Below are 15,584 nucleotides of genomic sequence, written 5' to 3'. Positions count from 1 at the left end.
TAATAGTAATGCCATCTGTTATCTCCATCCAAGAAAATAAAACTTATGCCAACCAAACACACAAAAATAGTTGTTAAATCTTAAAATCACTTGATTTAACAACTATTTTGTTCTTTTTCTAATTTTCTAATTATATGGGATAGTTTTTTAAGTCCCATTTCCATTTGGTCAATTGAAGCATAGGAATAAGATATTCTTAAATTTTGATTATTAGAAAAACTATACATGCTTCCGGGATTAATAAGAATTTTTTCTTTTATTGATTCTTGGAATAATTTATTTATAGATATATTGGAGTTTAATTTAAGCCATATGTAAAATCCGCCTTGAGGAATATTCCAGGAGGCTATGTCTTTAAAGTTATCCTTTAGAATTTCTATAGTTTTATCCCTACGAAATTTAAGTTTTCTCCTGAATTCTTTAAGATGTTCCTCATATAATCCACTGCTTATCCACTCCGTTAACATCATCTGAGATATAGAGCTAGAACCATAATCAGTTTGCATTTTTATATCCGCTAGTCTTTCTATTACACTTTCAGGACCTGCAACCCATCCAATTCTAAAACCGGGAGCAAGACATTTTGAAATACTCCCAAGATACAATACATTACCATTTTTATCTCTACTTTTAAGAGGCATGGGAGGAGATTTTTCTATCCACAATTCTCTATAGACATCATCTTCTACAATGGGAATTCTTAAATCTCCGCAGCATTTTAAAATTTTCATACGTCTTTTTTCACTCATTACAATTCCTGTCGGATTATTAAATGTAGGAATGGTGTATAACATTTTAGCAGCATTCTTTCCTACATTTTTTTGTATTTCCTCAGGAATAATTCCTTCACCATCCATTTTCAAACCAGTCAGATTCATTCCAAGAGACTGAAATATATGCAAAGACTTTAAATAGGAGGGATCTTCTACCAATATTTTAGATCCTGGAGGTAAAAGAGCTAGTGATATAAGCTGTAATGCTTGAAGTGCTCCAGAAACAATAAGTATGGAAGAAGGTGGTATCTGTATGCCATATTTTTTTATGTATTTACTAATTACCTGCCTTAATTCCAACAACCCTTTTGCCTCAAGATACCCTAATGAAGTAATTCTATTTAAACATCTATTTAAAACTTTATTCATCATATGCCTGGGAAATAAATCAGGACCTGGTTCCCCGGTTCCAAGTCTAATTATATTTTCTTCATATTCCAGCTTATTAACCATTTGAATGGTACGGAGATTCGGCTTATGAATACTTCCTTCAATATAATTCTTCCAATTCAATTCTGGTTTTGAGGAAAGTAAGGACCATGTATTATTTATTATTGTAGTACCACCTCCTTTATTGCCTTCAATAAGTCCCCTGCCTTTTAACTCATCCAAAGCTTCAACTATAGTACTTCTATTTACTTCAAATATCTCTGCAAGTTTTCTTTGAGAAGGAATTTTAGTACCTATGGCAAAGTTTCCACTGGATATTTCACTGATTATATAATCTACAATTTGTCTATACAAAGTTCTAGAAGAATTTTTATTCGGTTTCCAATTAATATCTATCACTTATATTGCACCTTCTTTAGTCTAAACACTTACTACATAATATCATAAAGGTACATTTTTAAATATATGTAATTAAAATTCACTAAAATACTATTAATAATTAAGTTTTGAGAAAAATCCATTTAATTCTTTCATTAAGAATTAAAACTAAAATGGAATTTATTGTATTTATTGATTTCGCAGCAAATACACTGAATCCTCCCATTAATGCAAGAGCACCAAACGTAATATTATATAAATTTGCTATTTTAATATTCATATCTATTATTTTATAAGAACTTTTAGACAACGTAATTAAATCATTCAATCTAACCATATTATCTTCAAATATTATACAATCTGAATTTAACTTGATTTGATCACAGAATGAATCTGCAAAGCTCACACTTACATCTGCAGCCCTCATTGCAGATACATCATTTAAACCATCTCCTACCATCATAACTGTATTATATATTTTCTGCTTTTCTATAATCTTTAGCTTTTCTTCATCATTACAATCACCATAGATATTATTTATATCTAATATATCAGAAACATATTTACCTCTGTCATAACTATCACTTGTCAATAAAGATAAATTTGTTATCCCCTTAAGTTTAATCTTAGGAATTAATTCGTAAGAACTATGCCGTATACTTTCCCGCATTATGATTATGCCTGTAAGTTTGCCATCTAAGCTGATGAGAATAGGCGTGTATAGCTTATTTTTATAATGTAAGTATTTATCTAGTACTTCATCTAAAGCTATGTTATTTTCCATGAAAAATTCATCATTTCCTATTAGAACTGTATGATTATTGTATACGGCTTTTACTCCTTTTGACGGTATCAATATGGAATTTTTTACATTTTCTACTAAGGAATCCTCAGCTGCCTGCATTTTATCTATATTATGTGATTTTTGTAACTGACTTTTGAAAGTGTTAGATATAGGATGATAATTAGGTGCTTCACAGGATGAACATATTTTAAGTATAGCTTCATCAGTATAGTTTTTATCAAAAGACTGTATATCTATAATCTCCATATTTCCATAAGTTAATGTACCTGTTTTATCGAAAACTATACTGTTAGTATCTATAATTTTCTCAAAGGTGTTGGGATTTCTAAGGTATATATTATACTTACTCAATAAATGAATATAATTTTTTATTCCAGTATTTAAAGCTAATTCAGATGATTCAGGGCACAAGACCAATATTATTGATAAAACATTCAATATATCTCTTGTAAATATATAACATGTAATTCCTAATAAAGCAGCAATAACTACAATTCTATCTTGAAATTTAACTACTCTCTTATTTAAATTTAATTGTTCAAAAGAGATATCATCTTTATTTAACACCTGAGGAATTTTTGTTATGCGAACTTTTAAATTACCAGATAAAACTACAGTACCCTGGTATACTGTATTTCCTTTACTTATAGGAAATACAGTGGGTTGGCCTGTGCGATAAAAATTGCTAATGAAACTACTGCCATCTAAAACTTCTCCTTCCACTGGAACTAGTTCACCCTTGTGGATATATATAATATCGTTTAACTGTACTGAATGAATTGAAGTTAATATCTCATCACCAGTACTTGTGATAATCCATGCGGTATTAGGAGGGGTAACCATATTATGTTTTAATAATTTCTGACATTTTAAGTCAGCAGATAATTTTATGTAATTGTTAAAATCAATTAAAGCAATTAATAATAAACCTTCTGTACTTTCTCTTAAAACAGTAAGACACATAGCCGCTAATTTTAAGATGAATTCTGAATTTAAATAAATATGTTTTGTAAACTTCTTATAAACATTTTTAAGAAAAGGATATCCCGCTACAATAGTAATTACAGAAGCTGTCCCTAATGCCCTTATACTGCTGCCAATGAAAGATTTCCCAAATATAGAATTTTTGATTCTAAATAACAAATAGACTAAACCAGACCATACAAGTTTAGCCTTAACTTTATTTGTTTTTTGCTTAATCTCATAATATGAATTATAAGAATCCAGACTTTTAGAATCATAATTTATTTTAGATGATAAAACTTGTTCTATACTATGTTTAATTAATTTCATATTTGTCTTTGCTTCATCATATACTATAAGAATACTTCCAGTATTACAGCTTACATTACTATATTTTACTCCATATATATTTCCAATATATATATCCGTATATTTAGCTAATACTTTGTTTCTATAGATTTTATTAGTTTTAAATCTAATACGCCCAGGTAATATATTTACTTCTTTCAATTTTAAAATACAGCCTCCTTTTTAAAGCTAAAAATTATCAACTTTATCAGATATACTTTCTAACTGTTTTTTTAACTCAGACATTTTATCCAATGCATGCCTTTGTTCTTCTAAAAATTTAAAATCCTTTTGTCTATCTATTTCAGAAACTGTATTACATATATCATTATTTTGCCTTTGCACTTCTATTTTTATTTCATCAATAAAACTTCTTGCATTTTCTCTAATTGCCAGAGTATTTCTTATCATTTTCATGGCCATAGGTCTTATATTGTTTTTTACGTTGTGATAAAATCTATAGCTAACTAAACCAGCTGCAAAGCCATATAAAAATTTTTTGTTTACCATAATTAAAATCCTCCATGGGCAATTATTACAATTTTATTCTTTCATTGATTAAAGTGCTATTGAATTTCATTCCACTCTATAAATAAGTGCTTTTAAAATTTATAATTATCAATGTTTAAACATTACTAACCTCATTATACGTTTATACAACTTCTTATTATTTGTCCTTTCAAATTCTTGAAAAAAGAAGTCATTAAAACTTTTTATGGAATTACACCACAATGTTAATATTTTCTCTTCAGAGGATGGATTATTTTTAATCTCCTCTAAACTAGAAATCAACAAATCTTGTAATACTTCTTTTACTTTATCTAAATTATTATTTAATAATACTAAATTAGCTGAATTATCCTTATTATCTTTCATACACTAACCCCTTATGAACAATATTTTAGTATATTAATTTATAAAAATATGATATAAGTATAACTTGTGCTTTATATATGATAAATTATTATTTTTTTTCGATATTATAAAGTTTTAATCTAAATTTTAAAGTTAAAATTGAAATCAAAATATTAAAACTATAAAATATTATAGTTTTTAATGGATTTAAATAATCCATAATTGATAGTAACATTCCAATTATATTCAGTGTTACAGCAACATTCTTAGTTTGAACATCTATTTCACTGCAAAAATAACTTAGTTCTATTATTGAAGGTAACTTATCCATATGATTACATTCAAAGTTAATATTACCTTTTAACATATCCATCATAGTAGCATAATTCTTATATACACATATAACCAGATCATGGTATAAATATTCCTCAAACTCCTCTAAAAATTCATTTGTAACCAGAAAAGCTTTTTTTCCTTTTGTTTTATTATTAAAATCATAGTTAGCATTATATTTCAAAACCTCATAATCTAATATATCTATTCCTAAATAATAACTAATATAGTTTATAACAACATTTTTACAATTTCCAATTATGGATATATTGTTAATTCCTAACAAGCGTATATCTTCTATAATTGATTTCATTCTATCAGAAACAGGATTCTCTAATTGCCTTAATATTACAAGTTTCTCAAAATTCATTCTGTCTAAATGTGATAATGAGCTATTGTGCTTATAAAACTCATTTAAAAATAAGCTGCTATCTATCAATAAAGTATTCATATTGCCCATTGAATAAATATAATGGTAATCTTTAAAATATATACCATTATATTTTAGCTTGGATGATGCATAATAATATGAAACTAAAGCTATAGAAAATAAAATTCCTGGATAGCCTAAAATAAGCACTGAAAAAGCTTTAGATATACTATTAGTAACTAAAAGCGTAATACCTGACATAATTAATGAAATATTTATTATTTTCTTAGAACTTATATATTCATTTTCATATATTTCTTTACCTCGTTTTTTTCCGAATAATGATAGAGGATTTAATGTATGGAATATTATTTTATATAATGAACCATTATTTACATCTCCAGCAATCTCTAATTTATCTTTAATATTCAAACATCCGTCTAAAATAATTATAATTTCATTTTCAGATATATGGGCAGTATCATAATTAATAAGAACATTTCCAGTCACTTTACTTGGTTTAACAGAAAATATACCCTTTGATCTGATCAGTATAATTTTTATATTAAATGCTATTTTATCATTTCTAAAGAGATCAGATACATTAGCTCTAAGCCTTCCCGGTAAGGAGGATATAATTTTTATCCTGTTATAATTTAAATTGATCATTTTACACTTTCAGGTTCATCCATGTTAGCCATGTGTTTTTTCCTGCGTTGATACTGTACCTCCGCTACTATATCCTCTAATCCTTCTTTAGCTCCACAGGTTAGTTCAGTTACTTTATCTGTTACTGCAAGAATTGAAGCTATAGTTCCCACTGCCAGTTTTCTTAGAGGATTAAATATCATTTTTTTCATTGAAATATCAATTCTATCATCTTCAATATGATCATCATTTAATTTTTTATTCTTTGTATTAATATTATCAAGCTTAGATAATATATTTTCAACATTTTTACTCATATGACCAAAATTATCGTTCATAACTTTAATACTATTTTTTATATCCAGTTTATCATTTTGCAGTTCCTCTACTTTCTCGTTTATTTTACTATACCTTTGCTGTAAATCGACAAGTTCCTGCTGCATTTTCTTCTGCAGCTCTTCAATTTTTTCTGTTGAACTGTTACCATTTACATTTTTTCCTTCCATTGAATGTGTCCCATTATTATCCATTTGATTACAACCTCCTTAAATTATATACATTTTATTATGCTCGGATTTTTTTTTTCTATACCTGAACAAGGTAATTTTAACCACAGCATATATCTGTAATAATTCATAATTTTATAAAATATTTTAGGCATAAATTAATATAATGAATGGCATTATATATAATATAAAATTTTAAATAATTAGTGTGGAGGAATTTAATATGAAAGTTCGCAGAGGAGCAATTCCAACCTTTCTGGGAACAGCAGTTACAGCTACTGGAGCTGCTTTAACAGCTATGGAAATAGTACCGTTGGTTGCTGCTGGAGCAGTTGGTTTTGGATTAGCACATATAGTTCTTGGAGGAATAGAGATGAGCAGACATAAAAAGAATATGACAAAAAGGATGGATTAGATATAATATTAATTTTCTTATAATTTGTATACTATTCACAAAGAAGCCTTTGACTACTGCAAAAGGCTCTTTACAATTTATTATGCAATTGAAACTAACTCTTCCATATTCTCAATGCTGTTTATGGATGTAATAAATACTTTAATTAACTGGTTTCTTAAATTTACTTTTGTATTAATTAAAAATCCTTCTATTTGTTTATAAATTAATCCCTCTTGTTTCTTTACTTGATTTTGAAGATTATTTTTGTGCAATATTTCTTTGCCGGAAATTATTTTTTCACATAAGTTATTTATCACTATGTCAGAAAATAATACATCAAACATACATGAGATTGTAAAATCCATAATTTTTTCACTGACTTTTGTCACTATTTGAGTAGTTGTGAAATTCTTAATAGTATTTTCAAGAAAATTATTGCACCTATTGAAATCAAATGAATTTATACATTCATAATTTATATGTAAATCATTCACATTATTCTTAAATTGCTCATTGATTTTTAATATTATGTTTTTTGAAAAATTTTTAATGGTTTCAGAAGATAATACCAATTGCTGGAACATCTCTTTATTATGTAATAAGGGCTTATTAGCTATAACTACCGAATAAGTTTCAGCTGATTTTAAGCATTTAGAAAAAAAAATGTCTAACTCTTTTTCTATTAACAAAATATAAACTTTTTCAAATTCACTTACATAATATTCAAAATAAATACTTGAATCTATCATAATTATCTCCTTTTATTTCAATAATTTTATATCAAATAATTCTTTAGATTCAGGTGGAATTTGATTGTTGATTTTTATTTTACGCTAATAAGGTAAAAGCAATATAAAATCTATGTTAAATAAATTTAAAATATTAGGGAATAGTTGGGAGAATCTTGGGGAAACTTATTTAGATATGTATTAGATTAATTTTAAAGAAAGATGATGGAGAGTGTTTTATATGTTTAACAATAGGGCAAATATCAAAAAATTAGATGACCACATTTTATATAAAAGGATAAGAATACCTGTCAAATCTGTATACAGAAATGAAAACATGTCAAAAAAAATAACTAATTTCATTATGTCTATTAAAGGAGTAGCTGAAGCAAAAGCTAATCCCATAACAGGCAAAGTACTTATAATATTTGATGAAAACATGGTATCAGAAAGCCATATAGAAAGCCAAATTAACATTTATATAAGAAAGTCAAAAATAAAATATAACTCTAATGTAATCAGAATCAATAGAACTGATGGAGAAATGTCAGAGTCTATTGCCTTTGAAGATATTAGAACTCCCCCATCGGGCAAAAATACACCAGTTGACGGCTTAACAATGTGGCATACTATGGATAAAAGCCAAATAGAAAATATACTTAAAACAAATTTCCAATCTGGTTTAACCAATAAAACTGCAAAAGAAAAGATTAAAGAATTAGGCTTAAATGTTCTATCAGAAAAAAAGAAAAGTTCTTTACTATCTAAATTTATGAAAAATTTAAATGAATTTTCAATAAAGTTATTTTTAGGTGTTAGTGCTATTTCATTTTTTTTAGGCCAAATACCTGATGCCATAGCTGTACTTGGTATAGTACTTATAGAAACCATACTTGGAACAGCCCAGCAATATAAGGCAGAAAAATCCTTATATTCTTTAAAAGATATGATTGTACATAAAACTAGGGTACTCAGAAATGGTAAAGAGAGATATATAAATGCTAAACATTTAGTATCTGGTGATGTTATCCTACTGGAAGCAGGAGACAAAATTCCTGCTGATGCCAGGATAATTGAATGTAATGATTTAAAAACTACAGAAGCTTCACTAACTGGCGAATCCACTGCTGTAGTTAAGTCCGTAGATACCTGTAATAAATATACTGAACTGGGAAGTAGACATAATATGTTATTTATGGGTACTGATGTAATATGTGGAAGAGGAAAAGCAGTTGTAGTAGCTACAGGAATGAATACTGAAATTGGGAAAATTGAAGCAATACTTCAAAACATAAAATCGGAGGCTACTCCTCTCCAATTAAAAATACAAAATTTCACTACAAAATTAACTAAGATATGTTTAATTTCCTGTGCTGTTATCGGTTTTGGCGCACTGCTGGCAGGCAGAAGTTTGGCTCAAGTATTAACCATGTCCGTAAGCTTCTCCATGGGGGCATTGCCTGAAAGTCTTCCAGCTATTGTAACTGTTTCAATGGCCCTGGGAGTACAGAGAATGAGCAAGCACAATGCAATTGTAAGAAGGTTAAATTCAATAGAAACTTTAGGCTCTACTAATGTAATTTGCTGTGATAAAACAGGAACACTCACCATGAATGAGATGACAGTAAAGAGAATTTATACAGATAAATGTTTATACGATGTAACCGGTTCAGGATATAGTCCAAAAGGAGAAATTAATCTTATTGAAGGTGACCCAACAAAAAAGACTAGTTTAGAAAAATTGTTAACTGCAGGAGTAGTTTGTAATAATGCTTCTTTAGTAAATAAAGAAAATAAATGGATCATAGAAAGAGATCCAACAGAAGGAGCACTAATAACCGCTGCACATAAGCTGGACTTAGATGAATATGCAATAAGAGGAGTCAATCAACGACTAAAAGAAATTCCTTTTGACAGCTGTAGACGGTTTATGACAGTAGTAGTGGAAAACCCAGATGAAAAAATAGCATATTGTAAAGGCTCTTTAGATTGCATTATAGAAAAGTGTAAAACAATATATGATGATGGAGTTGAAAGATTGCTAACATCAACGGATAAAGAAAAATTATTATCTGTATGTGATGAAATGGGTGAAAATGCTCTTAGAGTTTTAGCTTTTGCATACAAAAAAGTAGGTAATAGATCTTCTGAAGATATTGATAATAATTTCGTCTTTCTCGGGCTGGTAGGAATGGAAGATCCTCCAAGGGAAGGCGTTGAAAAGTGCATACAAAAATGTCATAATGCCGGAATTAAAGTTGTAATGATTACGGGGGATCATAAAAATACTGCATCTGCTATAGGGAGAGAACTGGGTCTATTAACCGACGGATTGGTCATATCAGGAAATGAACTGGAGAATATGACTGAGGAAGAACTAGATTCTAAAATTCAAAAAATACAAATTTTTGCCAGAACATCACCACAGCAAAAACATAGAATTGTAAAGGCTTTCAAGCGTTTTGGATATGTGGTTGCCATGGCCGGTGACGGAGTAAATGATGCGCCAGCCATAAAAGAAGCCAATGTAGGTATAGCCATGGGAAGCAATGGAAGTGATGTGGCAAAAGACGTTGCATCTATAACCCTTGTTGATGATGATTTTTGTACTATAGTAAACGCTATTGAAGAAGGAAGAACTGTAAATAACAATATAAAAAATTCAATGAGATATTTATTGGCAGGCAGCATAGGTGAAGTAATAGCTATTGCATTAGCTTCAACTGTAGGAGGAATTTTGCCACTTATATCCATACAAATATTATGGATAAATGTAATTTCAGAAAGTATTCTAGGTTCTACACTGGCAACAGAACCCTCCAGTGAAGAAGTTATGGATAATCCACCTGTAAAAAGATATGAACCATTAATTGATAAGAAACTAGGATCACAGATTGTTAGAAGAGGTATTGGAATAGGTTTAACCACTTTCGCAATATTTGAAGGTTCCATATTATTAGGTGCTGGATTAAATAAGGCAAGAACTTTAGCCTTTTCCAGTTTAGTATGTTCTCAGCTTGCTAATGTTTATGATTGTAGAAGAAATAAATCAAAGTTGCCTAATAGGTGTACTAGTATTGCAACTGCTTCTTCTATAGCTATGTTGTTGGGTACCATATACATACCATTTTTAAATCCTTACTTTGGAACCCAAGCTCTTACTCTAATGGATTGGGGGGCTGTAGCTGGAGTAACTATGCTTAGCAGAATATAAACTTATATAATGCTTTACATTAACCAAATTAATCGTTAATTAAAAAGAGTAAAAAATAAATGTTGCCGTTCAAATACTTCTTTAAGGATATCTAAACAACAGCATTATTTTTATAATAATCTATATGTGTTGATTCAGAAACTTGTAAACTTATATTCTCCATTTATTTAGGTCTTGAGCCATATGCCCTAATTCATCTTCGGAATTGACATTCAAGCCTCCAATTAATTATTTTATAGCCTTTTATTGCTGAATTTTTAAATATTATGTTCTCGACAGGATTATACATAACTTTACACTTCTATTACATTAAAATCTTTTAACATATAATTTACATCATTACGAATTATACATAAGATTCTTATGATATATTTATGTCATAAGAATCTATTTACTTATTTTTTCACTTTATTTTAATAATATAATAATTCGGGGGCATGTATAATGTCATGTAAATCATTAAATAATCTCCATAATAAAGAATTTCATGAACTATTAAAGATAATTGAAAATGCAGATATTTCTACTGTATATCAGCCCATTGCATCCTTAACAGATGGAAGTATTATTGGATATGAAGCATTAAGTCGTGGTCCTAGAAACTCCTTACTGCAAAACCCTGACAAATTATTTTCCGTTGCCAATCTTCATAACAGAACTTGGGAGCTAGAACTTTTATGTAGAACAAAAGCTATTGAGAGAGCATCGGATATTCCGGATGACAAATTTCTCTTTATCAATGTGGATCCATACATTTTTAAAGATGAAAAATTCAAGCGTGGATTTACAAAAGAATTCCTTTCAAAAAATAATATATCTTCTGAAATAATAATTTTTGAAATAACTGAAAAAACTTCCATAGAAGATTATAAAAATTTCAGATCTGTACTTAATAATTATATAGATCAAGAATACAAAATTGCCATTGATGATACTGGTTCTGGCTACTCAGGTCTTAAAATGCTAAGTGAGATACATCCACATTATATAAAAATTGATATGGATTTAATTAGAAATATCCATAAAGATACTTTTAAACAAGCATTAATAGAATGTTTTGTACGATTATCTAAAGTAACTAATATGAAACTAATTGCTGAAGGTATAGAAAGTGAAGAAGAACTTAAAACATTAATTAACCTTGAAGTTTATGCAGGACAAGGGTATTTTATCAGCCCGCCTGCAGGAGCATTTTTAGATATACCTGATTATGTAAAAAATACTATTTTATCTTGTCATAAAATGAAAAATGCCAGGTTTATTTCTTCTTCAAACAATTACATAGGTAAGATTACACGTTTAGACAAACCATTTAATACAAATACTACTTGTAAAATTATAAAAGAGTATTTTCATAATAATAATATCACAGGGGCATGTATTGTAAATGATAAATTTCCTGTGGGACTTATAATGAAACATTCTTTAGATTCAGTGTTTGCAACTCAATATGGTGCTGCTATTTTTTCCAGACGTCCCATATCTTTAGTTATGGATTCCAATCCTATAATAGTAGATTACTATATCCCTGTAAACCAGGTTTCTAAAATTGCCATGGAACGAAAAATTGACAATATATATGACTATGTCATTGTAACTAAAAATAATAAATATTACGGAATTGTCACCATAAAGACACTCCTTAACTATACTACAATGCTGGAATATAATTATGCAAAACAGCTTAATCCCTTAACAGAATTACCTGGTAATTCAATTATAGAAAATAAACTTAGGGATATTCTTTCCCTTAATAAGAAATGCTGCGTTTTATATTTTGATTTAGATAATTTCAAAGTCTATAATGATACCTATGGATTTGAAAATGGAGATAAAGTAATTAAATTTACATCTGAGGTAATAAGATCAGAAATAGGAGGTTTGTTTCCGCATAATAGCTTTGTAGGCCATATTGGAGGGGATGATTTCTTCTCTATAATAGAAAATTCTTTGGATAGCTGTTTACAATTATGTGAAAATATTATTAAAAAATTCGATACAGGTATATTGGATTTTTTAAATGAAAAAGATAAAGCTAACGGATATATTAAACATATAGACAGGAAAGGAAATAAGGATATATTTACACTTCCTTCCCTATCTATTGCAGGCATCTATGGTAATATAGGAAACTTCTCCAGTATTGAGACCATTGGCGAAAAAACAGCATCCATAAAAAAAGAAGCTAAAAGTATAAAAAAGAGTTGCTATATAATAAAAGAGTGTTATTAAATTTAATAGATAATTATTTAGAAGCCTTTTCCTCAATCTCATTAAAATATTCTTTTGGAGGATATCCTGTATCTAACTTTAATCCTTTTTCTGCGGACTTCAGGGCTCCCTTTTTATCCCCTGACTTTAATTGTGCCTCTGCCAGGTAGTACCAATAAAAGCCGGCTCCTGGCATTTCCTTTACCTTTTGCTCATAATAAGGTACCACTGACTGTTTAAAATAATTAGGACAATCAACTTTTTCTGGAACAAAGGTTTTTCCATTCCACTTTAAAATATCTATCATGTAAGCATCCCCAGTATCATGCTGCCATACAGCTATATCTTTCATATTTTTACCTGGAACATCTACTATATCTAGCTTAGAATAATATAAACTCTCACCTGAAACTTTACTCAACATATTATTATTCCATTGATACACAAAAATCTCTCCTACAGTTCCCCCAATTCTTCTACTTAAAAGCACTTCTTCTCTTCCATCTCCATCCATATCTGCAGTTAATACTAAATCCAACTTAAAGCCCTGTCCAGATTCATCTAAAGCTTTAAACCATTTTTTCCCTACTCTTTTAAGAACAAGTAAATTTATTTTTTCATCTGCACTAATTGGTTGTCCTGATAATTTATAAGCAGTTATAATTTCCTTTTGACCATCATTATCTAAATCCTTTAATAAAACATTGTCTTCTTCCTTTGTATTACCAGAAGTTACAATTTGTGAATTTGCAGGTAAAAATCCCTTTACTATATTTACATAATTTATATTATCTTGTTGTTCTTCCAGTGGTTCTCCTACATTTTTTAAAGCTTCGGCTTTAATAGGTGAATTGGTTATACCAGTCATGCATAGGGCTATTAAAATACAAATTGCAGCTATTGCCCATTTATATGGACTTTTTTTGAATTTTTTTATCATAATTATCCTCCTCTTCATATTTGAATTACTACTAACTATTCCTGTAGTTCCAGGAATATACTTAATATCTGATACAAGTTTCACCAAATTGATAATTGTTCTACCATATTCTCTTTGTTCCATTTCTTTTAAATAAGATAGTACATAAGCATCACAAGCTAATTCACAATCCTCCCACATTCTGTGGAGGGAAAGCCATATTATAGGATTGAACCAGTTAAGTATTCCACAAAACAACATTATCCAGCTTATAAAAATATCTTTTCTCTTAAAATGGGAGAGTTCATGTAAAAAAATATACTTTTTTTCTTCAACAGAAAGCTTAAATATTAACTCTGTACTAATTAAAATTTTAGGTTTTATATTTCCAAAAAGTGAGGGCACATTTACATATCTATCACAAATTATTGGTATAGATCTTGAAATATTCATAATAGATTTACATTCCTCAAGTGTTCTAAGTGTATCCTCATCCTTACAAAAAGGTTGTTTATTTATTTTAAATACAAATATTCCATTTATAAATAACACAATAAGAAAAGAAAAGACAGCACCTGATGCCCAAATTATACCCGCTATATTAAAATAATAGTTAAAATCTTTAGATACTGTTTCTTTTAAGCTGCCCTCTTCATTTAATTTTAACCCTGAAACTTTACTGCCATTTTGTAAATTAATTTTACTCGCACTTTCCAAATCATCGGTAGTTTTAGATGAATTTGAATGTACTTGAATTTTCTCAGCAGCAAATTCTATCTTATTAAATTTACTTAAAGGAGTTTCAAATCCAGCAGGTATAATTAATCTTACAATAAGCAAGAACCATATATAATATTGCCAGAAAGCATTAAGCCTTTTTTTAAACATCCTTTTTACTATAAGAATGATAATTGCAATTACACTTCCTATAACAGATGATAAAATAATCATTTTAAATATAGAAGAAAGATTCATATAAATCATCTCCTTCTACTATTTTTTTTATCCAGTATTTGTTTTAATTCCTCTATTTCCTCATCCGATAATTTTTCATTTTTAATGAAATTAGAAATTAATAGATGAATTGAGCCATTATAAACTTTTTTAATAAAAGATCTTGTTTCCATTTTTCTACATTCATCTTGAGATACCTTGGGATAATATAAATAAAAAGGGGCATCTTTTTTTACTTCAATGGCATCCTTTTTTACCAATCTACTAATGAGAGTATGAATGGTTTTTGGATTCCAAGAAATATATTCTTTTAAAATTTCAATTATCTCACTAGAGGTAAGAGGTGATTTTTTCCATAATACTTTCATTACCTCCCATTCTGAATCAGATATTTTCGGTGTTTTACCCAACATTTTTCCCTCCTTTCATACTACAAATGTAGTCTTTATTACTATACTATACCCGTAGTACGAATTTGTCAACTATATTATCATCGGATAAAAAATTTACAATAAAAACCCTATAAGATTAAATTCCATATAGGGCTTATAATGTTATATTTTTTTACTTTAAGACAAACTGCTGTAAAATATTACTTTCCTTCTAACTAAAAGACTGGAAGCTGATGCACTGATTTCCTCACTGTTTGCGGATATTTCCTCCGTAACAGTTGAATTTATAGAATTTCCTAAAGCTGAAGCTGTCAGATCTGCCAAAAGTACTAAATACACTAATTTTTTGCTTTTCATAATTTATTCTCCTTTAAATTTTAAATAAAAAAGGTCAAAACCT

Annotated in this window: 13 protein-coding genes; 3 read left to right on the top strand and 10 right to left on the bottom strand. The window is 28.7% G+C overall.

Annotated features, from left to right (window positions below; translation table 11 throughout):
* Positions 1-95 precede the first annotated feature (95 nt).
* From AB3K27_RS07550 to AB3K27_RS07525, 6 genes are all read right to left on the bottom strand, one after another.
* Entirely contained in the window at positions 96-1,562 is a 1,467-nt protein-coding gene (locus AB3K27_RS07550) for a PLP-dependent aminotransferase family protein (RefSeq protein WP_368490610.1), read from the bottom strand.
* Between the two features lie 100 nt (positions 1,563-1,662).
* Complete coding sequence (locus tag AB3K27_RS07545; protein WP_368490609.1) at positions 1,663-3,819, bottom strand: HAD-IC family P-type ATPase; 2,157 nt, start codon at positions 3,817-3,819, stop codon at positions 1,663-1,665.
* Between the two features lie 27 nt (positions 3,820-3,846).
* Positions 3,847-4,167 carry a hypothetical protein gene (locus AB3K27_RS07540; RefSeq protein ID WP_368490608.1) on the bottom strand — a complete coding sequence of 107 codons (321 nt, stop codon included), beginning with the start codon at positions 4,165-4,167 and terminating at the stop codon, positions 3,847-3,849.
* Positions 4,168-4,275: 108 nt separating this feature from the next.
* The gene (locus AB3K27_RS07535) at positions 4,276-4,533 is read right to left on the bottom strand and encodes a hypothetical protein (protein ID WP_368490607.1); all 258 of its coding nucleotides are present in this window, start codon (positions 4,531-4,533) and stop codon (positions 4,276-4,278) included.
* Between the two features lie 88 nt (positions 4,534-4,621).
* Positions 4,622-5,884: an HMA2 domain-containing protein gene (locus AB3K27_RS07530; protein WP_368490606.1), complete on the bottom strand. Its 1,263-nt coding sequence runs from the start codon at positions 5,882-5,884 to the stop codon at positions 4,622-4,624.
* The gene (locus AB3K27_RS07525; protein ID WP_368490605.1) at positions 5,881-6,393 is read right to left on the bottom strand and encodes a hypothetical protein; all 513 of its coding nucleotides are present in this window, start codon (positions 6,391-6,393) and stop codon (positions 5,881-5,883) included. Before AB3K27_RS07525 ends, AB3K27_RS07530 begins: the two co-directional genes overlap by 4 nt.
* A 199-nt stretch (positions 6,394-6,592) precedes the next feature.
* Between AB3K27_RS07525 and AB3K27_RS07520 the strand changes: the two genes are divergently transcribed.
* On the top strand, positions 6,593-6,784 hold the full coding sequence (locus tag AB3K27_RS07520) for an asparagine synthase (RefSeq protein ID WP_368490604.1): 192 nt from the start codon (positions 6,593-6,595) through the stop codon (positions 6,782-6,784).
* An 80-nt stretch (positions 6,785-6,864) separates the two neighbouring features.
* On the opposite strand, the gene AB3K27_RS07515 is transcribed toward AB3K27_RS07520, so the two are convergent.
* Entirely contained in the window at positions 6,865-7,515 is a 651-nt protein-coding gene (locus AB3K27_RS07515) for a hypothetical protein (protein ID WP_368490603.1), read from the bottom strand.
* A gap of 220 nt (positions 7,516-7,735) precedes the next feature.
* On the opposite strand from AB3K27_RS07515, the gene AB3K27_RS07510 reads away from it, so the two are divergent.
* Entirely contained in the window at positions 7,736-10,708 is a 2,973-nt protein-coding gene (locus tag AB3K27_RS07510; RefSeq protein ID WP_368490602.1) for an HAD-IC family P-type ATPase, read from the top strand.
* Between the two features lie 444 nt (positions 10,709-11,152).
* Positions 11,153-12,940: a GGDEF domain-containing protein gene (locus tag AB3K27_RS07505; RefSeq protein WP_368490601.1), complete on the top strand. Its 1,788-nt coding sequence runs from the start codon at positions 11,153-11,155 to the stop codon at positions 12,938-12,940.
* A gap of 13 nt (positions 12,941-12,953) precedes the next feature.
* Here AB3K27_RS07505 and AB3K27_RS07500 read toward each other — a convergent pair whose 3' ends face one another.
* The 3 genes from AB3K27_RS07500 to AB3K27_RS07490 all read right to left on the bottom strand — a co-directional run bounded on the left by AB3K27_RS07500 (position 12,954) and on the right by AB3K27_RS07490 (position 15,541).
* A complete protein-coding gene (locus AB3K27_RS07500) occupies positions 12,954-14,813 on the bottom strand; it encodes a M56 family metallopeptidase (protein ID WP_368490600.1) in 1,860 nt (619 codons plus the stop codon).
* A gap of 5 nt (positions 14,814-14,818) precedes the next feature.
* Positions 14,819-15,205 carry a BlaI/MecI/CopY family transcriptional regulator gene (locus AB3K27_RS07495; protein WP_368490599.1) on the bottom strand — a complete coding sequence of 129 codons (387 nt, stop codon included), beginning with the start codon at positions 15,203-15,205 and terminating at the stop codon, positions 14,819-14,821.
* Between the two features lie 156 nt (positions 15,206-15,361).
* Positions 15,362-15,541, bottom strand: coding sequence for a hypothetical protein (locus AB3K27_RS07490; protein WP_368490598.1), 180 nt, complete (start codon positions 15,539-15,541; stop codon positions 15,362-15,364).
* Positions 15,542-15,584: the final 43 nt, after the last annotated feature.

The organism is Clostridium sp. BJN0013, assembly GCF_040939125.1.
GTDB lineage: Bacteria > Bacillota > Clostridia > Clostridiales > Clostridiaceae > Clostridium_B.
The sequence above is the reverse complement of the archived record's forward strand: the minus strand, read 5'-3'. Positions and strand labels throughout refer to the sequence as shown.